Source organism: Methylobacter sp. (assembly GCF_036845245.1).
Lineage (GTDB): Bacteria > Pseudomonadota > Gammaproteobacteria > Methylococcales > Methylomonadaceae > Methylobacter_A.
The window spans coordinates 14570-37920 of sequence record NZ_DAIUEH010000001.1; the positions used below are offsets into that span (position 1 = coordinate 14570).

Sequence of the window (23351 nt, forward strand, 5' to 3'; positions counted from 1 at the left end):
AGCATGTCATCTTTTTTCAACGCCCTTATCGGATGGTGCGAGCGACAAATCATGCGCTGCCCGTGGACACTGCTATTGCTATCGCTATTGCTGTGCGGCGCCACTCTGTACTACACCATTAAAAACCTGGAGATTAACACCAACACGGCTGAAATGCTGTCACCCGACTTGCCTTTCCAGCAAAACCAGGCGCATTTTAACCAGGCGTTTCCCGATGATGCCACTACCATTATTTTTGTGGTTGAGGCTGAAACACCGGAAGAATCTTCTCAAGCTGCCGGCAAGCTTGCCGAACAGTTAGTTAAAGCAAACGATCGCTTTGATTCCGCCTACATACCCACAGATAACGCCTTTTTCAGACAGCAAGCCTTACTCTATCTGGATCAAAACGATCTGGATAATTTCGCCCAAAAACTGACTGACGCCCAGCCTTTTATAGGTCACATGGCGCAGAATTATCACCTTGAAGGCTTATTCGACATTATCGGCCAGGCACTAAACCGGCATGACCATGCCCTGCCTATGGATTTAAATCCGATACTGCTCGCCATTGACGACATCCTGAAAAATCAGTTGCTTGGCCAATCGCACTATTTATCCTGGCAAAACATATTGTCCAGCGACAACTATAAGGATGCAGCCGCACAAACCGAATCTAACCGGACTATCGTCATAGCCAAACCTAAAATGCATTTTAATGAAATGCTGCCGGCTGACGTCGCACTTTCGGCAGCACGCGAAATCAGTCATGCAATCATGGCGGAAAATCCTTCTCTCAGTATTCGCATAACCGGCGAAACCGCGCTGGAACACGAAGAACTTGAGAGCGTTACCAAAGGCGCCACATTCTCGGGCTTGTTGTCACTGGTATTAGTATTCGCAATACAATGGATAGGCCTGCGTTCAATACGTTTGCTGATTACAACCTATATCGTTCTAGTTATGGGATTGATATTGACGGCAGGGTTCGCCGCTATCACCGTGGGCCATTTAAATGTCATTTCCATCGCTTTTGCCAGTTTATATATCGGACTGGGAGTCGATTACGCGATCCATATCTGCCTGCATTATCGCGAAGGCAAAGCGGACGGCCTATCGAATAGCGAAGCCATCCTGATCAGTATCCGTGATGTCGGATCTTCATTATTTTTATGCGCCCTGGCCACAGCAATTGGTTTTTTTGCATTCATACCCACAGATTATGCGGGCGTATCCGAATTAGGCGTTATTTCAGGTGGCGGCATCTTCATCGGCCTGATTATTTCGCTGACAGTGTTACCGGCGTTATTCTGCGTTTTTCCTGTCGATAAGGTAAAGCCGATACGCTCACCGTTAACCCCGGCCTTTATAATCACCTTTCCTTTCCGCTTTTCGACCGGCATCAAAATCGTCTCCATACTACTGGGCATCGGCGCCTGTTTTGTATTGACCGATCTTACTTTTGATTACAATCCTATCAACCTCAGAGACCCAAACAGCGAATCGGTCATAACCATTAAAGAGCTGTTAAAGTCCAAAACCGAATCCCCGTTTGCACTGACCGCGTTGGCAAGTGATCTTGAAGCAGCGGATAAAATCACCAACGAACTAAAGCATCAGCCATCTGTACACGACTCCCTGACCTTGGCAAGTTTTATCGCTAAAAATCAGGACGAAAAGCTGGCAACCATTGAAGATTTAAACCTGATGCTGGGCGGTCAACTAAAAAACTTTGACAACATACTCGATACAGTCAATCAGCAGACAGCATTGATTAAGTTCAATGAAGCATTGAAAAAAGCCATTGTCGAACATTCGCCTAATGTGCCGCAACAGACCTTGCAGCAATTACAACAGCGCATCGAAGCGTTCATGAAACAAACTGATACCACCCAGACTCCGACAGCAAGTTACATTCAGCTGGAAAAAAACATTTTAGGCCTGCTACCGTTTACCATAGAACGCCTACGCACCAGCCTGACAGCCATACCCTTTGAACTGGCCGATTTACCGGCGGAGATAAAATCGCACTGGGTCAGCGCTAACGGCCTCTATAGAGTCCTGATCACACCTGAAAAGGACCAAAATAGACCTGAGAATTTAAAAGAATTTGTTACACAGGTACAGACCGTTGATAACACAGTTTCCGGTCTGCCGATAATTAATCAGGCGGGGGGCGACGCTATAGTCAAGGCATTTATTAACGCCTTTAGCGGTGCTTTTATTGCCATTGTGGTGTTATTATTGTTGATGTATAGAAATGTAAGGAAAACCTTACTGGTTATCATGCCATTATTATTGGCTGCTTTGTTAACCGGTGCAACTAACGTGTTACTGGACAACCCTTTCAATTTCGCCAACATCATTGCCCTGCCTTTACTGTTGGGCATGGGTATCGACAGTAGCATACTTATCATGCACCGACACCATTCCAGCTCGGGTGAAGATGAAAACTTGCTGCAAAGCAGCACCACCCGAGGCATTATTTTCAGCTCCATAACGACCTTGTGCAGTTTTTCAAGCCTTGCCTTCACTGCTCATCAGGGCATGGCAAGTATGGGTTTAGTATTGGCCATAGGCCTTACTTTCACAGTGATGTGTTCTTTAATAGTCCTGCCTGCTTTCAGCGGCAAAAGAATTTAATTTTTTGAGGTAACTAATGTCATTCAGCATCGCCGAACTTTTTTCTCAACACAGTACTGATAAATTTGATCTGCACGAACAACATTTAAATAATCAAATGGTCAGAGTGTTAAAGACCATAGGCTACGACCGCCACTATAAAAAGGCTATCGGACAATATCTCTATGCCCAGGAAGGTACGGAATATCTGGACTTGCTCAGCGGTTTCGGCGTATTTGCAATCGGCCGCAACCACCCGACCGTTATCAGCGCCTTAACTGAGACTTTAACACTGGAATTGCCCAATCTGGTACAAATGGATGTGTCAGTACTCAGCGGATTATTGGCGCAGGAAATCCTGAAAACCACACCGGACAACCTGAACAAAATGTTCTTTTGCAACTCCGGAACCGAATCCGTAGAAGCCGCAATTAAATTTGCCCGCTACACCACCAAGCGTGAAAAAATCGTCTTCTGCGAACACGGCTATCATGGTCTGACCATGGGTTCTCTGTCGTTAAACGGCGAAAACATTTTCCGCGAGGGTTTCGGCCCTCTGCTGCCCGGTTGCAGCGCTGTGCCTTTCAATGATCTTGCAGCGCTGGAACAAGCCTTAAGCAACAAAGACGTTGCTGCTTTCATCGTCGAGCCTATTCAAGGTAAAGGCGTTAATGTACCTGATGATAACTACTTGCCCGAAGTCGAACGCTTATGCAAAAAATACGGCACCTTGTTTGTCGCCGATGAAGTCCAAACCGGCTTGGGACGCACCGGCAAGTTCTGGGCTATCGATCATTGGAACGTCAAACCGGACATGATTTGTATGGCCAAAGCCCTGTCCGGCGGTTTTGTTCCGGTCGGCGGGGTCGCGATGACCCAGAAAATCATGGATACGGTTTATAACCGTATGGATAGAGCCGTCGTGCATGGTTCCACCTTCTCCAAAAACAATATGGCGATGGCGGCAGGTCTTGCCACATTGCACGTTATGGAAGAGGAAAAACTGGTCGAAAACAGCATGAAAGTCGGCACCGACATTATCGACAGCCTGAATGCAATGACCGGCAAATATGAATTCCTGAAAGAAGCGCGCGGCAAAGGCATGATGATTGCGATTGAATTCCAATCACCGAAGAGCTTAAAGCTAAAAGCGGCCTGGGCGATGCTGGAAGCAGCCAATAAAGGTTTGTTCTGTCAAATGATCACTATTCCTTTATTTAAAGAACACCACATATTAACGCAGGTTGCAGGGCACGGCATGAACGTGGTCAAATTGCTGCCCCCTTTAAACTTAACGCAAAAAGACCGCGACACTATAGTCAATTCATTTGATAAAGCCATAGCCGATACCCATCAAATTCCCGGTTCCATCTGGGATTTGGGCAAGAATCTGGCGGGACATGCCTTGAAAGGCAAAAAATAATTGATCGGGGGAATAGTGATGAAAAAAATCATTTCAATAAGTTTATTATTTTTAATGTTGTGCCAAACACAATGGGCCTTCGCTCATGCGGTAATAACCGATTATTCGTTGAAGATCACGCCCATTCATGCCAATAACCCGGCAAAAGTTGAGCTGTCGTTTAACTCGCAGATTGAACTGGGCTTGTCGCAAATTTTCCTGGTCAGTAAAGGCGATAAACATCAATTATTACAAGCCGTCACCGGCAGTAAACAAGGTCAGATTATTGTCCATATTCCAGCGTTGGAAACCGGCGATTATGCGCTCAGGTTTAAAGTCTTCGCTGCCGACGGTCATTTAACCGAAGATGTTATTCATTTTTCCGTTTCCAAATAGGAGTTAGCAATGGCCGGTATAGCTGATTTTCTCGACTCCCTCATTGGCGGTTTCGACCTGATTTGTTATTCATTAGCAATCGGCAGCCTATTTTGGGGACTTTTTGTATTGCGCCCGTGGCATTATCAAGACGGATACTCGGCGGTATTACTGCAAAAAACCATTGCCCTTATTTATAAAGGCGGTATTTGGTTGGCTGCAGCCCAACTTTTCAAAATTATTCTCAAGGTATGGTTAATGACAGCCGTACTTGAGCGATGGCCGTTCCCCGAGTTCGCCGACACCACACAATTCGTAGGCGGCATAATACGTACAATACTGGCTGTGTTTTTGGCCGGTTATTGCTATCAATATCTCAGTAAAAATCCTTTTTCAAAAGAATGCTGGATAACTGCCGGCGTTGTGGCCTTGCCGATGATTATTTCAGGCGCTTGGCTGGTACATGGCGCGGGACGCTTTGAAAATCAGTTTATTTTGATGTCGCTGACGATCATCCATCAACTGGCCGCAGCAGCCTGGATCGGAGGTGTTTTTCAGTTGGTCCATCTTTGGCTCTTGCATAACAGCAGACAGGTTTCAGCTGAATTATGGCCTTTATTGCTAAAGCGTTTCTCTACGTTCGGAATAGCCTCGGTTGCAATGATCCTGATTTCAGGTTTGCCTATGGCTCTGCAATACATCGGCACATGGAACGGACTGATCGGTACCGGCTACGGTAATTTACTGATGGTAAAAATTACCTTAATGGCTATGGCTTTGGGATTCGCCTGGTTAAATAAATCATCCGTCACGGCATTCGGATTTTCCGGCAATAGCCACGCTCTACATAACCGCGTGCCCTATTATGTCGAAGCGGAAACCTTTGTCCTGGTTACCTTGCTGTTTACCGCCGCGAGCTTGGCGTCTCAGCCTCCGGCTATTGATATTCCAAACCTGACTGCAAGTTGGCAGGAAGTTCTGAATACTTTTAGTCCGCAAATCCCTCAAACAAGCTCTCCAGCACATACCGACTTGATTGCAGGCGAAGCCGGACGCGTTGCCATTGTCGGCCAAGTGCCATCGCTGGCCGCAACCGAATGGTCGAACTACAACCATAACATCTCCGGTATTTTCCTGACCGTGATGAGCTTCTTTGCGATGTTGTCTTATGTAAAAAAAACTGGGGTTGAATATTTTAAATACTGGCCTTTAGGCTTTGTCGGACTGGGTATCTTCCTGTTTTTCCGTAGCGATGCGGAAACCTGGCCTTTGGGTCCGATAGGCTTCTGGGAAAGCACTTTCAATAACGGCGAAGTACTGCAGCATCGGATTGCAACTTTGCTGGTATTTGTACTTGGCGTTATGGAGCTTACAGCCAGAATAACCAAGAACCCGGACAGTAAACTGCCCTTTGTGTTTCCGCTGCTGGCCGCTTTTGGCGGCTTGATGCTGCTGACTCATTCCCATATAGGCTTTCAGCCCAAAAGTGCTTTCCTTATCCAGGTCGGGCATACCATGATGGGAACTTTTTCTCTGATTCTGGCATGCGGTCGTTGGCTGGAATTAAAATTGGACAAACCGGGCAAAGATATTGCCGGGTTTATTTCTGTTGCCGCGCTGTTTCAGATTGGCATTATCCTGATGTTCTATCGCGAACCTCTTTATTAATATGAATACAATACAAAACTACCCATTGCTCAAAGACATCAACACCCCTGCCGATCTGCGCAAGCTGTCGAAAAGCCAGCTTAAGCCTTTGGCAAAAGAATTACGCGACTATTTAACCCATACCGTGAGCATTTCCGGCGGCCATTTTTCCGCCGGACTGGGTACGGTTGAGTTAACCATAGCCTTACATTATGTGTTCGACACGCCTTCCGATCAGCTGGTTTGGGATGTCGGCCATCAGGCTTATCCGCATAAAATCCTGACCGGACGTAAAGAACGCATGACTACGATCCGTACCCGAGACGGGGTTTCTGCGTTTCCTAATCGGGCAGAAAGCGAATACGATGCGTTCGGCGTCGGCCATTCCAGTACCTCGATCAGCGCAGCTCTGGGTATGGCGATTGCTTCGGCGTTAAAAGGCGAAGACAAGAAAATGGTCGCGATTATCGGCGACGGCAGCATTACCGGCGGTATGGCGTTTGAAGCAATGAATCATGCGGGCGCGCTGGATGCCAATCTGCTGGTGATCCTGAACGATAACGACATGTCGATCTCGCCACCGGTCGGCGCGATGAATAATTACCTGACAAAAATTTTGTCCAGCAAATTTTATTCTTCAATGCGCGAAGGCAGCAAAAAAGCCTTAAGCAGTATTCCGAGTGTTTGGGAACTGGCGCGACGCACCGAAGAACACATGAAAGGCATGATTGTACCGGGCACATTGTTTGAAGAGCTGGGCTTTAATTATATCGGCCCGATAGACGGGCATGACATGGACATGCTGGTATCGACGCTGGAAAACCTGAAAGATATTTCCGGTCCGCGCTTCTTGCATATCGTTACCCAAAAAGGCAAAGGTTATCCGCCTGCCGAGAAAGATCCGCTGGCTTATCACGGCGTACCGGCTTTCGACCCCAGCAAAGACTGTCTGCCCAAATCGGCACCCTCCCCGCATCCGACTTACACGGAAGTATTCGGCGAATGGCTCTGCGATATGGCGGCACAAGACGAGCGCTTACTGGGCATTACTCCGGCGATGCGCGAAGGTTCCGGGCTGGTCAAATTTTCTGAGTGTTACCCAAAACGTTACTTTGATGTCGCGATTGCCGAGCAACATGCGGTAACACTGGCTGCAGGGCAGGCTTGCCAAGGCGCCAAACCGGTTGTAGCGATTTATTCGACGTTCTTGCAACGGGCCTACGACCAGATGATTCATGATGTCGCGATCCAGAACCTGGATGTGTTATTTGCGCTGGATCGCGCCGGTTTAGTCGGCCCGGACGGCCCAACCCATGCCGGTAGTTTTGATTACAGCTATATGCGTTGCATTCCGAATATGCTGGTCATGGCGCCTGCCGATGAAAACGAATGCCGGCAAATGCTCTATACCGGCTTTATGCATCAAGGCCCGGCGTCCGTGCGTTATCCGCGCGGCAAAGGTCCCGGCGCTGCAATTAATAAAACCATGACCGCATTTCCAATAGGTAAAGCCGAAGTTCGTCATCAAGGCAGCCGTATCGCCATCCTGGCTTGGGGCAGCATGGTAACTCCGTCTATGGAAGCCGGTAAGCAGTTAGGCGCCACCATAGTCAACATGCGTTTTGTCAAACCTATCGATACCGAACTGGTGCTTGAATTAGCCAAGAGTCATGAAATATTCATCACCGTCGAAGAAAACGTACTCGCCGGTGGCGCCGGCAGCGCCGTCAACGACTTCCTGCAAGCGCAACAAATCCTGATGCAGGTGCTGAATATCGGCCTGCCGGACAGTTTTGTCGAGCAAGGCACCAGAGAAGAATTGCTGGCATTGTGCGGTTTGGATATACAGGGTATTCTTGCTCAGATTGAGAAGTTTTGTGCATAGAGATATTTTTATCATGGACGTTAAGAAAATCTAAACGGTGTAGAGCGGTTTCGCAATTGCAAACCGCCAATCAATACACAACATCAAAAACAGCCGACCATAGGAAAACCGCTTGAAAACTTTCGAGCAAAAATCAGATTCAAAACTCCGTTTAGATTAGATTATGCAACGGCGAATCTACTACAACTTTCTGATAGACATATGTGCATATGAATATCCTGTTGATAGAAGATCATAAACCCGATGTCGTGCTACTGCGCGAATTATTAACGGAAAACACGAAGCAGTTTTTCCACCTGACTCATGCCGAACGGCTGGAAGAAGGTTTAGCGTTACTGAAACGAGAACATTTCGATGTCGCCTTACTCGATTTATCGCTGCCGGACGCCTTTGGACAGGATACGTTTTGGCGTCTGCATCGCCAAGCGCCCAACTTGCCTATCATCATATTGACCGGTCTTGACGATGAAGACTTGGCGATAAAACTGGCTCAGGCAGGCGCACAAGATTATCTGGTTAAAAGTGACCTGACGAGCGGCATATTACACCGGAGCATACACTATGCAATCGAGCGCAAACGGGTGGAGGAAAAACTACGCCTGGCAGCAACGATGTTTGAGAGCACCATGGAAGGTATTTTAATAACCGATGCCAAAGCAAACATTATCAGTGTCAATCAGACTTTGTGCACCATTACCGGTTACCATGCTGAAGAAATCATCGGTAACACACCCAATCTTCTGAAATCAGAGCGACACAGTCCTGCCTTTTTCCGCCAATTATGGAATATCCTGAATAAAACCGGCCAATGGCGAGGTGAGATCTGGAACCGCCGCAAGAATGGCGAAGTCTATCCCTCGTGGTTAATCGCCACTGCGGTGAAAGATGCCGTCGGCGCAGTCACCCATTACGTTGCCATGCATATCGACATCACCGAACGCAAAATAATGGAAAATGAACTAAAAGCCAGCGAGGCAAAATTTCGTTCGATTATTGAGGCTTGTCCGGTACCGATGGCGTTGCATGATGAGCAGTTGAATATTACTTTCCTCAATCAAGCGTTTGTGCAAACCTTTGGTTACAGCATAGATGATATTCCCACTCTGCCAGACTGGCGTCTGAAAGCTTACCCGGATCCGGACTATCGGCAGTGGATAGAAACCACTTGGCAAATGACACAAGAAAAAGCCAATCTGGGGCTGGTCGACTTTCCGCCTTTGGAAGTAACTATTCACTGCAAACACGACAGCATTAAAACCGCGTTGGCGTCTGCCGCTACGATTCATCACGATTTTTCGGGCGAGCATTTGGTGATTCTGTACGACATTACTCAACGCAAACAAATAGAAGACAAACTCAACGCCATTTTTAATGCATCGGTAGAAGGCATTATCACCTATGACATGTCCGACATTATCGTATCCGCTAATGCCGCAATAGAAATTATTTTTGGCTATAAACCGGAAGAGCTGATTGGTTGCAACATTTGTACACTGATGCCGCTATCGCCAAGTTATGCCTTGCCTCAGGCAGTAAAATTTGCCAGTCAAATCCGGGAAATTGAAGGCATTCATAAAAACGGTTCTGTAGTGCCCCTGGATCTGTCCATCGCAGAGTTCGCCATCGATAATGAGCACTATTTTACCTACATTGTGCGTGATGTCAGTTTACGCAAGCACAGGGAACAGCAAGACAAGGAACGCCTGGACGAACTCGCCCATGTCACCCGCCTTGGGCTGATGGGAGAAATGGCTTCAGGTATTGCCCATGAGGTCAATCAACCGCTGGCTGCAATTTCCAGTTATGCGCAAGTCAGCCTAAACCTGATTAATACTGAAACTCCCGATCTGGTAAAACTAGCCGAGGTGTTATACAAAACCCAACAACAGGCTTTAAGAGCGGGACGGATCGTTCACCGGATGAGGGAATTTATCAAAACTCATGCAAAACACCGTTCAATCGCTGATGTTAATAATTTGATTCATGATGCTGTCGGCTTATGTATTCCCGAACTGAAACAAAACGGCATAAAACTGACGTTTGAATTGGAAAATCATTTACCAGCTGTTTGCGTCGATCAGATACAAATTGAGCAAGTCATCATCAACCTGATACGAAACAGCGTTGATGCCTTACAAAATTTACCCGAAAAACAATTGCGCCAGCTGACTATCCATAGCAGCCTGACTCCCGATAATGACATTCTGATCAGTGTAAAAGACAATGGCCCCGGCCTTGATGAAGACCAGCAACAAAAAATATTGACGCCGTTTTACACCACGAAGACAAACGGTATGGGCATGGGATTATCGATCAGCCGATCACTGGTTGAAGCTCACGAAGGTACTTTGTGTTTCAATAGCCAATCTGAAAAAGGCACCTGTTTTTATTTCACCCTACCCATACGGGAAGAATCTGATAACCGCCACTAAGTTCCACAAACCGTTGGTCGGTTAAACCACAATTTGGCATGAACATCGATGCCAAACTCTACCTTTTAATCGGTCAAATTTATAGGTGGTTTATGTGTTAGGCGACTCATTTTCATGCCGAGAATGATCCGTTACTTGAAACCCGAATAAGGAGTTAAAACATGCTAACCATCCTGACACTCCCCGTCTTAAACGATAATTACATTTATCTGCTACATGACCCTGTATCCGGTGAAACCGCTGTTGTAGATCCTGCTGTCGCCCAGCCGGTTTTAGATGTGTTGGATCAAAAAGGCTGGCGGTTAACTACTATTCTTAATACCCATCACCATTCCGATCATGTTGGCGGTAATCTCGAATTGAAACAAAAAACCGGCTGCACGGTTATTGCGGGTCTTTCAGACCGGCATAGAATTCCCGGTTTTGATCGCGGCGTTGTTGACGGCGACGAGGTAAAACTCGGCAAGCATTCGGCTAGCGTAATCTCGACGCCCGGCCATACCAGCGGTCATGTTGTTTATCATTTTGCTGACGACAACCTGCTGTTTTGCGGGGATACTTTATTTGTGATGGGCTGCGGTCGGTTATTTGAAGGTACAGCGGAACAAATGTGGCATTCGTTGCAGAAACTGAAGGCTTTGCCCGCATCGACTCAAATCTATTGCGCTCATGAATACACGCAAGCCAATGGCCGCTTTGCTTTAACCGTAGAACCTGATAACCGGCAATTACAGCAAAGAATGGATGACGTCAATCAACTGAGAGCAAATCACTTGCCGACGGTGCCGTCGACAATAGAACAGGAACTGGAGACTAATCCATTTTTCAGGGAAGACAGTTTGGCGTTGCAGGAAACCATTAAAATGGTGAATAACAAGCCGGTGGAGGTTTTCGCGGAAATCAGGCGGTTGAAGGACAACTTTTAATTACTGTTATAAAAATCAAAAAACACCACGAAGACATAAGCTTTATATTTTCCTTCGTGCCTTCGTGGTGAATTAACCAAATATACTGCCGTTCCTTAACCCTTAGGTCTCATATGCGGAAACAACAACACATCGCGTATTGACGGTGCATCGGCAAACAGCATGACTAAACGATCGATACCTATGCCCTCCCCTGCCGTAGGCGGCATGCCGTGTTCCAGTGCGACGATATAATCGGCATCAAAATGCATGGCTTCAATATCACCGGCTTCTTTTTCTTCGACCTGTTTTTGGAAACGCGCGGCCTGGTCTTCGGCATCGTTCAACTCGGTAAAGCCGTTGGCAATTTCCCGTCCGCCGACAAAAAATTCAAAACGATCGGTGACATGCGGATCGTCGTCATTGCGTCTTGCCAATGGCGATACTTCAACCGGATAAGCGGTGATAAAAGTCGGATTCATCAACCGGCTTTCTACAGTCTTTTCGAATATCTCAATCTGAATTTTACCCAGACCGTAACCATCTTTAACCGGAATATTCAACTTTTTGGCGACTTCAACGGCGGCTTCGCGGGTGGCGATATTTTCCGCGGTTAAATCCCGATTAAAATGCAGAATGGATTCGACCACGGTCATACGGTCGAACGGCTTGCCGAAGTCGTATTGCTCGCCTTGATAGGTAATCATGGTTTGCCCTAATACTTCCATCGCAACGCCGCGCAACATGGCTTCGGTTAAGTCCATTAATTCATGGTATTCCGCATAAGCCTGGTAAAACTCCAGCATTGTGAATTCAGGATTATGACGGGTCGATAAACCTTCATTGCGGAAGTTACGGTTAATTTCGAATACCCGTTCAAAACCGCCGACCACCAGGCGCTTTAAGTACAATTCCGGCGCAATACGCAAATACAGCTCCATGTCCAGCGCGTTATGAAAAGTCGTAAAAGGACGCGCCGTTGCGCCGCCGGGAATCATTTGCATCATCGGCGTTTCAACTTCGAGAAAATTGCGCTCGATCAGGAATTGACGGATATAAGCTACCACCTTGGAACGAATCAAAAAGGTGTTGCGCGATTGCTCGCTCATGATCAAATCCAGATAGCGCTGACGGTATTTGATTTCCTGATCGGCAATACCGTGGAATTTCTCAGGTAACGGACGCAAGGCTTTAGTCAGCAGGCGAATAGCATCGATCTTAACACTGAGTTCGCCTGTCTGGGTTTTAAACAAGACACCTTCCGCGCCGATGATGTCGCCTATATCCCATTTTTTGAACTGTTCGTTATAAAAACTTTCGGGCAATGCATCGCGAGTCACATAAAGCTGTATTTGGCCGGACATGTCCTGAATATGACAGAAACTGGCCTTACCCATCACCCGACGGGTCATCATCCGACCGGCCAATTTTACTCGCAAGGGTTTTTCATCAAGTTCTTCTTTGGATTTTTCGCCGTATTCGGCCAATAACTCGCCTGCCACTACATTGCGGCGAAAATCGGTAGGAAAAGCAATGCCGCCGTTTTCACGCAACTCATTCAATTTGCTGCGGCGTTGTTTGATTTGTTCTTGTTCGTCGTGCTCAATTTCTGACATGGGCTTTCGTTAAAAAGTTATAAGATTAAAATATTTATTTGAATAAATCGCTATGCGAGCCAAGTCGAGAGTAGTTAACCGCATCATGCCGGTTTTCCTTATGGACTTAGCGGAATGGTTTTATCCTTCGTAGCTGGATTGGGAGTGTCTCCAAGTAATTCCCAGTCCATTCGATAAAGGTACATATCTTCAATGTAAACCCCCCCTAGTGTATTCTTGCCAAGTCTATTATTTCCAAGTATAGAGTCACCTAAAACACTGCGTTTTATTGCTTTGACAATACGATTATCGGTATCGCTTACACTAATATCGTGCAATGCAATCACGTTTTCATCAGGCTTTGCAGACTCATTAATGTCATTAATGCGTTTGTAATAGTTTCTGGGCCCTTCGCTTTCAACGAGCGGCGAGACTATCGTCAATTTCCAGGTTTTATCTTCGGCATCCAATAACCAAAAAGCGGCCAGTACTTTTGCATCAGTTGCGTCTAATCGCCTTATCAAAGATTCACCGGCTAAAAGCATCTCATCCGAGAACCATTGCGTCATAAATATTTCTTTAGCCATGGCAATACTCCTGATTCATTGTCGGTAATTGCAATAAAAAGATCATGCGCTTCTTGTTTTGTAATGACGCATTTATAACGAGACTCCTCTGACCATTCAACAACAACTGCCCAATTTAATTTAAATTCTTTATTTTGTTTTTCTTGTTCAGTTAGTTTTTGCTTTAATCCAGCGGTAGTGACCAGATCAGAAAGCTTATGCGTGAAACTATCATTGGCAAGTTTTTTGTCTGGAAAATCAAACTCTTTAACTTGCTTGGCAATACAGGCTTTCAATACACATTCCACCGCGTAGCCTGCTAAATAGTAGGCGCCCTGATAACAATCCGCAGTTAAAAGAACACCCGCCTCATTAATTCTGATAGCGGCTAAAATTTCAAGCTCCGTTTTATTCATGATGGCTTTACAAGCCGCTCTTCAAGCTGGCCTCGATAAACTGATCCAGGTCGCCATCCAAAACAGCCTGGGTGTTGCCTGTTTCTACACTGGTGCGCAGATCCTTGATCCTCGACTGATCCAGCACATAAGAACGAATCTGACTGCCCCAGCCTATATCCGACTTGGTATCTTCCAATGCCTGCGCTGTTTCGCTGCGTTTACGCATTTCCAGCTCGTACAATTTGGCTTTCAATTGCTTCATCGCGGTGTCGCGGTTTTTATGCTGTGAACGGTCGCTTTGACACTGCACGACGATTCCGGTCGGATTATGAGTCATACGCACGGCCGATTCGGTTTTGTTGATATGCTGACCGCCCGCACCGCTGGCACGGTAGACATCGACACGAATATCGGCGGGATTGATGTCGATATCTATGTCATCGTCGATTTCCGGCGATACAAACACCGACGCAAACGAGGTATGGCGGCGGTTGCCTGAATCGAACGGCGATTTCCTGACCAAGCGATGTACGCCGGTTTCGGTGCGTAACCAGCCGAACGCATATTCGCCTTCGAATTTGATCGTGGCGCTTTTGATCCCGGCCACATCGCCTTGCGATTCTTCAATTAGCTCGGTTTTGAACCCCTTGCGCTCACCCCAACGCAAATACATACGCTCGATGATCGAAGCCCAATCCTGGGCTTCGGTGCCGCCGGAGCCGGACTGTATATCCAAAAACGCATTATTGGCATCCATTTGCCCGGAGAACATACGGCGAAATTCCAGGTCCGCGACTCTTTTTTCAAAATGAGCCAGATCATCGACGACAGTCTCGACCGTTTCTTCATCGTCTTCCTCGACCGCCATCAGCAGCAATTCTTCCGCGTCAGACAGGCCATGCTCCAAGTCATTAATGGTGTTAACGATAACTTCCAGCTGACCGCGCTCTTTTCCTAAGGCTTGCGCTTCTTCGGGATTATCCCAGATTTTCGGGTTTTCCAGCTCTCTTAAAACTTCGACTAAACGTTCGCTTTTAACGTCAAAGTCAAAGATACCTCCTAAGGGCATCGCCACGGCTTTTTAAGTCGGCTATTTTATTTTTGATCGGATTTATTTCTTGCATGAAGTGTATTTAACCAATGACAGTCGAGACCAAGCGCACAGATGAACGCCGGGCAATGAAAACTTTAGAGCGGTGATTATAAACTATAAGCGAAGGCTGTTCATCCCAAGTTACCGGCTTAAGGCCATTAGGACTGTTACGATAGTTTTAAACTGATTGCCATTCCTAATTCCAAAGCCAGTTGCTGTTTTGCATAACCTTTATTGACCGCAATTTCAATCAGGCCGCTGGAGTTTTTATACCAGAAAGCCTGCTGTTCTTCGACATCGCCGAAAGTACCGGCCTGTTTAACCGTAATACCATTAACCGTTAGAGTCTTACCGGAAAAGGCTTCACCGTAGCGCAATCCGGTCATCGCATTACCGTAATGATCGAAATAAATCACTTCAGCCAAGTCCGGAGGCCAAGCGCTTAAATCATTTCGCTCGAATGGCCGCAATGAATTATCCGCCGCATTAATAGCCAGCTTTGCAGCAATCGGGGCGAATAAATCCCTGCCTTGAAAACTCATTGAGCAATGGTCCGGTCTCCAGATAATTTCCGACCATTGCACTTTTTGGGATTGAACCGCAACGGTATTCAACAAGCCGTTATCCGGCCCGACAAACGTTTGTCCATTAGCCTGTAAAACAACGGCCCTGCGCTCACCGCCAACGCCTGGATCAACCACGGACAGAAAAATACCGTGTACAGGGAAACTGTAACGCAGCGCCGCCAATAGATAAGAACTTAAACGAGGATCGGCTGTCGGGGCATTGCTCAGCAGATTGATAACAGGTACATTCGGGGCTGTCAGCCGTAACACCGATTCCATTTGCCCGATATAAGGGCCGGACGGCCCAAAATCGGTAAAAAGAATAATACAGGTCACTGAGCCAACACCTCCAAACCGGCATTAAATGTCATAACCTGCTCTTCGATTTGTTGGCTCCGCGTTAGCGTTAACCCGGCAAAATCGAATAACTGGGTATCGGCTAACTGCGAGGGCGCGACATTTTGCAGACTGGTAAAAATGGTTTCCAAGCGTCCCGGAAACTGTTTATCCCAACCTTTTAACATGACTTTCATGGCTTGGCGCTGCAGGTTTTCCTGGGAACCGCACAAGTTGCACGGAATAATCGGGTAATCTTTAAATGCGGCAAGGCGTTCTATGTCTTTTTCACGGGTGTATGCCAACGGCCTGATGATAATGTTTTTCTTATCGTCGCTTAACAGCTTGGGCGGCATCGCTTTTAATTTTCCGCCATAGAAAATGTTCAGGAAAAAAGTTTCAAGAATGTCGTCACGATGATGACCCAAAGCTATTTTGGTGACATTATTGGCTTCGGCATAACCATACAGGGTACCACGACGCAAACGTGAACACAGGCCGCAAGTGGTATTCCCTTCTGGAATAACTCGCTTTACCACACTGTAGGTGTCTTTTTCGATAATATGATACGGCACGCCTAGCGATTCAAGATATTCCGGCAATACGTGCTCGGGAAATCCGGGTTGCTTCTGGTCCAGATTGACCGCAATCAGTTCAAACTCAACCGGAGCGGTTTTTTGCAAGTGCATCAGGATGTCCAACAGAGTGAAGGAATCCTTGCCCCCGGATAGGCAGACCATGACCTTGTCGCCATTTTCAATCATGTTGTAGTCGGCAATCGCATCGCCGACCGTGTGCCGCAATTTCTTTTGCAGCTTGTTAAACTGGGTTCTGGATTTTTGGTTTAGATCTGACATGGTCAGAGATATGATCTATTTAAAGATAAAGAATAAAAGCCTATCACCACGAAGACACGAAGAGCACGAAGAAATAAAACTTCGTGCTCTTCGTGTCTTCGTGGTGAATAAAAGATATGGTTAACCGTTGTAACGCTGAAAAATCAGTGTAGCGTTAGTGCCGCCGAAGCCGAAGCTGTTCGACATAATAGTGTTTAACGTAATGTTGTCTTTACGTTCACGCACTATCGGAATACCTTCCGCACCTGGATCAAGTTGGGCGATGTTGGCTGAAGCACTGAGAAAGTTTTCTTCCATCATCAACAATGAGTAAATCGCTTCGTTAACGCCTGCCGCACCTAATGCATGACCAGTCAGCGATTTTGTCGAACTGACTAAAGGCACATTTTCCTGACCGAACACATTGCGCAGAGCTTCAAGTTCCCTGGTGTCGCCGACCGGGGTACTGGTGCCGTGGGCATTGATATAATCGATCTTACTGCCGTTTATAGTCGCCATCGCCTGCTGCATACAGCGCACTGCGCCTTCACCCGAAGGCTGAACCATATCGTAACCGTCGGAAGTTGCGCCGTAACCGGTCAGCTCAGCATAAATTTTTGCGCCACGCGCTTTGGCATGCTCCAGTTCTTCAATCACCAACACACCGCCGCCGCCGGATATTACAAAGCCGTCACGGGTTTCATCATAAGGTCTTGAGGCTGTTGCCGGCGTGTCATTGTATTTGGAAGACAAAGCACCCATCGCATCAAATAACATCGACATCGTCCAATGCACTTCTTCGCCGCCACCGGCAAACACGACATCCTGTTTGCCCATCTGGATCAGTTCCATCGCATGACCGATACAGTGAGCACTGGTCGCACACGCCGAGCTTATCGTGTAATTGACGCCTTTAATTTTATAAGGTGTCGCAAGGCATGCGGTATTGGTGCTGGACATGCTTCTTGGAACCATATAAGGCCCCACTTTTTTGATGCCTTTTTCACGCAAAATATCAGCAGCTTCAACAATGTTTGAGGTTGAAGGACCGCCGGAACCCATCACCAGGCCGGTTCTGAAATTTGAAACTTCTGATTCACCCAGACCTGAATCATCAATTGCCTGTTGCATTGCAATATAGTTGAACGCAGCGCCATCGCCCATAAAACGTTTTATTTTACGGTCGATAAATTCGTCTAAATCTATATTAATCGGTCCGTGAACATGACTGCGGAAACCCATTTCCTGATAAACGTCTGCAAAAACAATTCCTGATCGGCCTTCCTTTAGGGAATCGACAACCTCTGTTCGGTTATTCCCTATGCTGGAAACAATGCCTAAACCGGTTACTACGACTCTTTTCATTATTAACGCCTCTAAAAATCTTCGGTGGAAGTAAACAGACCAACCCGTAAATCGGTGGCTTCATAAATCACTTTGCCATCGACTTCCATAGTGGCATCAGCAATACCCATAACCAACTTCCGCATTATCAATCTTTTTAAATTGACCCGATAAGTCACTTTCTTAGCGGTGGGCAATACTTGCCCGGTAAATTTCACTTCACCCACCCCCAAAGCGCGACCTTTGCCGGGGCCGCCCATCCAGCATAAAAAGAAACCGACTAACTGCCACATCGCATCCAGTCCTAAACAACCCGGCATTACAGGGTCGCCCTGAAAATGGCAGGCAAAAAACCATAAATCAGGCGTTATATCCAGTTCAGCAATGATTTCACCCTTTCCGTATGTACCACCTTCATCGGTTATAAGGGTAATACGATCCATCATTAACATATTCGGTAGAGGCAATTGCGCATTTTTCGGCCCGTACAGTTCTCCCCTGCCGGACATCAACAATTCTTCGCGCGTAAAACTGTGCTGTTTCCCCATGCTCTTTATATACCTTAACGTAATTATTATTATTCTAAACTGTGCATTATCTAACAGCCATCAAAAAAAATCAGCTCTATTTTTAGCCGGGAAGCACATCAAGCATGAATTCTTTCATCTTCAAGCCCTTTCTTTGTATGAGTTGCTGATAAATAATGGCATAAGAAAGTACAGAAGTGACATATTTCCTGGTTTCTTTAAACGGGATGGTTTCTATCCAGATATCTGCGGGCATAGACGCAACATTCGGCAGCCATTTTGCTACCCGCCCGGACCCTGCGTTATAAGCCGCAATTGCTAATGCAAAGTGGCCATGAAATTGTTTCAGCAGTTGCTTATAATAAAAAGAACCGTATCTGACATTAACATCAGGGTTAAACAGGCTATTGTCCGACTGCCATTTTTCCTTCAAATCGCGAGCTATCTGCATTCCCGTTCTAGGCATCACCTGCATTAAGCCACGTGCGCCAACAGATGACTCGGCATCTTTATTGAAGATGCTCTCCTGCCGAATAAGGCCGAAAACAATGGCCGGATCGAGATCATGCAGATAGGCGTTACTATGAACCTGATTCGAATAATAAACCGGAAACCGCAAAGCCAAGTCGTCCCAATAATCGGCTTTGACTAACGTAGCAATGGCAATTTGATCTTTATGCCATTGCTGAGCCAATTTGGCTGCGATCATGAGCCGTTCCTTAGTCAGTTTTTTTACCGCATACCACCACTGCCGTTCGGCTTCCATGTCCCTGTTCAGTAAATTAAATTCCCGAACCACTTTAAAATCGGTTTCATTTGCCAGATTTTCAAGTTCATTTTCCGCCAGAAAAACCGGTTTATTGGAAAATTGATAAGGCTTATGAACATTATCGGCGGCCAGGAACCCGTAAAAACTACGATCCTCCGCTAATTTGATATAAACATCCTGTGCTTGCAAAGAGTTCCCGGTTTTCTCCAGCGACCTGGCCAGCCAGTATTGCCATTTAGGATCCTGCCGCTCTTGATCCGTCAAACCAGTCAGCGCCTCGGCAACATGTTGCCAGTTTTGTTCAAGCAAAGCCGCCCTGACTTTCCATTCATTAACTTCAGGATCGACAACAGGCAACTGATTAAGGCGATAATACGCATCGGGATTTCGGCTGCGCGCCAAACTAATCGCGAGACTGCGCTCCAACTGCTGGACTGTCGGGTTATCTATCTGGAACGTGCTTTTTTTATCATCCCAAAGTTTAACAGCCAGACTCAAATCAGATTTTGCCAACCGATCTACGCCATGCGCGAAAAGTCGCCCCATTTGCGGGCTTAAAAAGCCGCTATTTTCGATTAGAGTCGGCTTTTGATGGATCCGTAACCATAGATCGGCAACATCCTGATCGGCAATACTCAACGAACGGCGTACATATTCCGCCACCGAAACATTATCTTTGTGCAAAGCCAGCTCAAAGCGCTGCCAAATAAGTTCCGGCGTGAAGTCAGGGGACATCGTCAATGCCGACAACAGCGGATCGCATTCTTGCGGCAGCGAATCTCCGGTAAGCCACAAACGTTTAGCCTCGTTTAATGCCTGTTGTTGATTGCCTGTTTTATAGATTGCCAGATTGTACTGGCATTCAAGCGCAATATTTTCGACTGCTTTCGGAGAGCCCGCTCCAGACAGGCTTGCGGCATACACACTATCCCTGGCGGCGCTATAATGCCGGATAAAATCGTCCCAACGCTCGTTTTTAGCCAGATAATCCAGCCATTTAGATCTTAATAGCCCAGCATAGCGGGTCGTTTCATAAGTCGTTAGAAAAACCAAAACCCGGTCGGTTTGATGTAAATTATCTTTCAGCCACTGGTATTGCAGATAGGGATATAGAGGGTAATCAATCAAAGCGGCACTGGTTTGCATGAATGCCGCATTATTTCCTTGAGCAAGCAGTTTTTCCGCCAGTAAAAAATCGTTTCTTTGCTGGCTAAGTGTATTGCCAAACACTGCGTCGGAAAAAAGAAGCGGATATAACAACACAATCCACGCCAGACATTTCATATTTCACTCACAGTAAATATATTCCTAAAGATGTTTCAGACAGATATAATCAAGCGCTAATGAAAACATCCCTATCAAATCCCTTGCAAACAAAACAAGCTACCCAGTCATACAGTTGGGGAACTATCTACCAATTTGCTCTAGAACACAAAAAAGAACTGATTATTTCTCATTTTATCGCCATTCTGGCAACCATTGCCAGCGTTCCGGTGCCGTTGTTAATGCCGTTGTTGGTCGATGAAGTTCTATTGCATAAACCCGGCGTTATCATTAAAACCGTTAACCTGATGTTTCCTGTCGCCTGGCAAATCCCTCTTCTTTATATCAGCTTTATTTTGCTGATCAGCGTGGTCCTGCGCATCATTGCGATCATTTTCAACATCATTCAATCCCGGCAATTTTCCTGCATTGCGAAAGATATTGTATTCCGCATCCGCACCGACCTGATCGGCCATTTGCAAAATATTTCAATGTCCGAATACGAAAGCCTGGGCACCGGTACCGTTGTGACTCATCTGGTCAAAGACCTTGATACGATCGACACCTTTATCGGCACTACCGTCAGTAAACTGCTGGTGTCCGGCCTGACCGTTATCGGCACTGCCGTCATATTATTATGGATGCACTGGCAGCTGGGTTTATTTATTCTGCTGCTTAATCCTGTAGTTATTTATTTTACCCGCGTTATCGGCTCTCGCGTTAAAGACCTTAAATCCAAAGAAAACTCGGCATACGAAGTTTTTCAACAATCCTTGACTGAAACGCTGGAAGCCATCCATCAAATACGCGCCAGCAATCGCGAGAAACATTATTGTCACCAACTGATTGAATCTGCCCGGTCTGTTAAAGATTTTTCCACGGCTTTTGCCTGGAAAAGCGATGCAGCAACGCGCTTGAGCTTTTTGGTATTCCTGTTCGGCTTTGACATATTTCGCGCCTGCGCAATGATGATGGTGTTTTATTCCGATCTCAGCATCGGACAAATGCTGGCCGTGTTCGGCTATCTCTGGTTTATGATGGCTCCGGTGCAGGAAATTTTAAGCATCCAATATGCGTTTTATGCGGCCAAAGCTGCGTTAATCCGTATCAACCGGCTTAACGCATTAAAACAGGAACCTCATTACCCCCATCTTGAAAACCCGTTTTTACATAAAAAAACCGTCTCTTTACGCGTAGAAAACCTGCATTTTAGCTACAGCGATGAAAAGATACTCGACGGCATCCAATTAAAAATCAAGGCTGGCGAAAAGGTTGCGCTGGTGGGCGCCAGCGGCGGCGGAAAATCGACGTTGATACAAACCCTGATCGGCCTGTATCCGCCCGACAGCGGCCAGATTTATTTCGATGATGTCGCAATAGACCGCATCGGTCTGGAAGTGGTCAGGGAAAACGTCGTCACCGTGCTGCAGCATCCCGTGCTGTTTAACGACACCATCCGCGCCAATCTGACCCTGGGTAAACCGGCTCCCGATGCGGTATTATGGAATGCGCTGGCCATCGCGCAATTAAACGATGTCGTCAAAGATCTGACCCAAGGACTGGACACCGTCGTCGGTCGGTTGGGCATGAGACTCTCCGGCGGCCAGAGGCAGCGCGTAGCCATTGCCAGAATGATCGTCGCCGATCCCAAAGTGGTCATACTGGATGAAGCCACCTCGGCGCTGGATAGCGAAACAGAGCACAAATTGCATCAAGCGATGGCGGAGTTTTTAAAAGACCGCACCACCATTATTATCGCCCATCGCCTAAGTGCCGTTAAACAGGCCGATCATGTTTATGTTTTTGAACAAGGCAAAATCTGCGAGCATGGACAACATGAAACCCTACTCAGCCAAAACGGCCTTTATGCAAAACTTTATGGTGAGTATCAGTAAATCAGGTACAAGGACACATTGCCTCTTCCTTGCATCCTTAACTAAAAAACTATGACTGAAAACTACGATCTACACTGCCACTCTACCGCGTCCGACGGTGCATTATCGCCCACTGCATTAGTGCGCCGCGCTCATGAATGCGGTGTCACCTCGCTGGCGTTAACCGATCACGATACCGTCGCAGGACTTGGCGAAGCACAGGCTGCGGCAAACGCAGCAGGCATTAAATTAATACCCGGTATTGAATTATCGACCAGCTGGCAAAATAAATGTTTTCATATTGTCGGACTGGGCATTAATCCGGCCTATCCGCCGCTTGCCGAGGCCACCCGCAACCTGCAAATCATGCGCACCGAACGCGCCGAAAAAATCGCAGATAAGCTGGAGAAAAAACGCATTCCCGGCGCGCTGGAAGCCGTCAAAAAAGCTGCCGGCGATGGCATGATCACCCGTACCCATTTCGCCGACTTTCTGCTGTCGCAATTCCATGTATCGACCCAGCAGGAAGCATTCGACCGCTATCTTGGCGCCGGAAAACCCGCTTATGTTTCGACAACCTGGGCCGAGCTGGAACAGGCGGTAAACTGGATCACCCAATCCGGCGGCGTCGCTGTATTGGCGCATCCTTTGCGCTACAAACTGACCGCCAGCTGGATAAAACGCCTGTTGGCGGCGTTCAAGAAGGCCGGAGGCCAAGGCATAGAAGTTGTAACCGGCCGATATAACAGCGATGAAATAAAACTGGTCGCCTCTTACGCAAAACGTTTTGAACTGGCCGGTTCGGTCGGTTCCGACTTTCACAGCCCGGCCAACCAATGGGTCGAATTAGGCAGGCTTGCGCCCTTACCCGAGAATATCAAACCAGTATGGGAACTGCTTAATGATTGTCCAATTGCAACTTCAGCCTGTTAATGAG

18 protein-coding genes are annotated in these 23351 nt (G+C 46.9%); 9 read left to right on the forward strand and 9 right to left on the reverse strand.

The features are described 5' to 3' along the window. The first annotated feature begins 3 nt into the window (after positions 1–3). The 7 genes from V7051_RS00065 to gloB all read left to right on the forward strand — a co-directional run bounded on the left by V7051_RS00065 (position 4) and on the right by gloB (position 11268). Positions 4–2622: an MMPL family transporter gene (locus tag V7051_RS00065; RefSeq protein ID WP_333872834.1), complete on the forward strand. Its 2619-nt coding sequence runs from the start codon at positions 4–6 to the stop codon at positions 2620–2622. Between the two features lie 16 nt (positions 2623–2638). Beyond that, positions 2639–4024: an aspartate aminotransferase family protein gene (locus tag V7051_RS00070; protein WP_333872835.1), complete on the forward strand. Its 1386-nt coding sequence runs from the start codon at positions 2639–2641 to the stop codon at positions 4022–4024. An 18-nt stretch (positions 4025–4042) separates the two neighbouring features. Next, positions 4043–4399: a copper resistance CopC family protein gene (locus V7051_RS00075; protein ID WP_333872836.1), complete on the forward strand. Its 357-nt coding sequence runs from the start codon at positions 4043–4045 to the stop codon at positions 4397–4399. Between the two features lie 9 nt (positions 4400–4408). Next, on the forward strand, positions 4409–6046 hold the full coding sequence (locus V7051_RS00080) for a copper resistance D family protein (RefSeq protein ID WP_333872837.1): 1638 nt from the start codon (positions 4409–4411) through the stop codon (positions 6044–6046). A 1-nt stretch (position 6047) separates the two neighbouring features. Beyond that, complete coding sequence (gene dxs, locus V7051_RS00085; protein WP_333872838.1) at positions 6048–7910, forward strand: 1-deoxy-D-xylulose-5-phosphate synthase; 1863 nt, start codon at positions 6048–6050, stop codon at positions 7908–7910. A gap of 209 nt (positions 7911–8119) precedes the next feature. Further along, a complete protein-coding gene (locus V7051_RS00090) occupies positions 8120–10342 on the forward strand; it encodes a PAS domain S-box protein (RefSeq protein ID WP_333872839.1) in 2223 nt (740 codons plus the stop codon). 161 nt (positions 10343–10503) lie between these two features. After that, positions 10504–11268 carry a hydroxyacylglutathione hydrolase gene (gloB, locus tag V7051_RS00095; RefSeq protein ID WP_333872840.1) on the forward strand — a complete coding sequence of 255 codons (765 nt, stop codon included), beginning with the start codon at positions 10504–10506 and terminating at the stop codon, positions 11266–11268. A gap of 95 nt (positions 11269–11363) precedes the next feature. Here gloB and lysS read toward each other — a convergent pair whose 3' ends face one another. The 9 genes from lysS to V7051_RS00140 form a co-directional block, all read right to left on the reverse strand. After that, on the reverse strand, positions 11364–12863 hold the full coding sequence (lysS, locus tag V7051_RS00100; protein ID WP_333872841.1) for a lysine--tRNA ligase: 1500 nt from the start codon (positions 12861–12863) through the stop codon (positions 11364–11366). Positions 12864–12961: 98 nt separating this feature from the next. Then, a complete protein-coding gene (locus tag V7051_RS00105) occupies positions 12962–13429 on the reverse strand; it encodes a hypothetical protein (RefSeq protein ID WP_333872842.1) in 468 nt (155 codons plus the stop codon). Next, positions 13408–13824, reverse strand: a complete 417-nt coding sequence (locus tag V7051_RS00110; RefSeq protein ID WP_333872843.1) for a DNA-binding protein — start codon at positions 13822–13824, stop codon at positions 13408–13410. Before V7051_RS00110 ends, V7051_RS00105 begins: the two co-directional genes overlap by 22 nt. 7 nt (positions 13825–13831) lie before the next feature. Beyond that, positions 13832–14930 (reverse strand): peptide chain release factor 2 gene (gene prfB, locus V7051_RS00115; RefSeq protein ID WP_333872844.1). Its coding sequence is split into 2 segments (ribosomal slippage): positions 13832–14854 and positions 14856–14930, totalling 1098 coding nucleotides; the frame shifts between segments, so codons are not numbered across the junction. 136 nt (positions 14931–15066) lie between these two features. Next, a complete protein-coding gene (locus V7051_RS00120; protein WP_333872845.1) occupies positions 15067–15801 on the reverse strand; it encodes an SAM hydrolase/SAM-dependent halogenase family protein in 735 nt (244 codons plus the stop codon). Then, positions 15798–16658: a tRNA 2-thiocytidine(32) synthetase TtcA gene (ttcA, locus tag V7051_RS00125; RefSeq protein WP_333872846.1), complete on the reverse strand. Its 861-nt coding sequence runs from the start codon at positions 16656–16658 to the stop codon at positions 15798–15800. The genes V7051_RS00120 and ttcA overlap by 4 nt, the downstream gene beginning before the upstream one ends. A gap of 120 nt (positions 16659–16778) precedes the next feature. After that, a complete protein-coding gene (gene fabB, locus V7051_RS00130; protein WP_333872847.1) occupies positions 16779–18002 on the reverse strand; it encodes a beta-ketoacyl-ACP synthase I in 1224 nt (407 codons plus the stop codon). Between the two features lie 11 nt (positions 18003–18013). After that, positions 18014–18529, reverse strand: a complete 516-nt coding sequence (gene fabA, locus V7051_RS00135; RefSeq protein ID WP_333872848.1) for a 3-hydroxyacyl-[acyl-carrier-protein] dehydratase FabA — start codon at positions 18527–18529, stop codon at positions 18014–18016. Positions 18530–18611: 82 nt separating this feature from the next. After that, positions 18612–20561, reverse strand: a complete 1950-nt coding sequence (locus V7051_RS00140) for a transglycosylase SLT domain-containing protein (protein WP_333872849.1) — start codon at positions 20559–20561, stop codon at positions 18612–18614. A gap of 59 nt (positions 20562–20620) precedes the next feature. On the opposite strand from V7051_RS00140, the gene V7051_RS00145 reads away from it, so the two are divergent. Continuing rightward, positions 20621–22435, forward strand: coding sequence for an ABC transporter ATP-binding protein (locus V7051_RS00145; protein ID WP_333872850.1), 1815 nt, complete (start codon positions 20621–20623; stop codon positions 22433–22435). A gap of 51 nt (positions 22436–22486) precedes the next feature. Beyond that, positions 22487–23347, forward strand: a complete 861-nt coding sequence (locus V7051_RS00150) for a PHP domain-containing protein (protein WP_333872851.1) — start codon at positions 22487–22489, stop codon at positions 23345–23347. Positions 23348–23351: the final 4 nt, after the last annotated feature.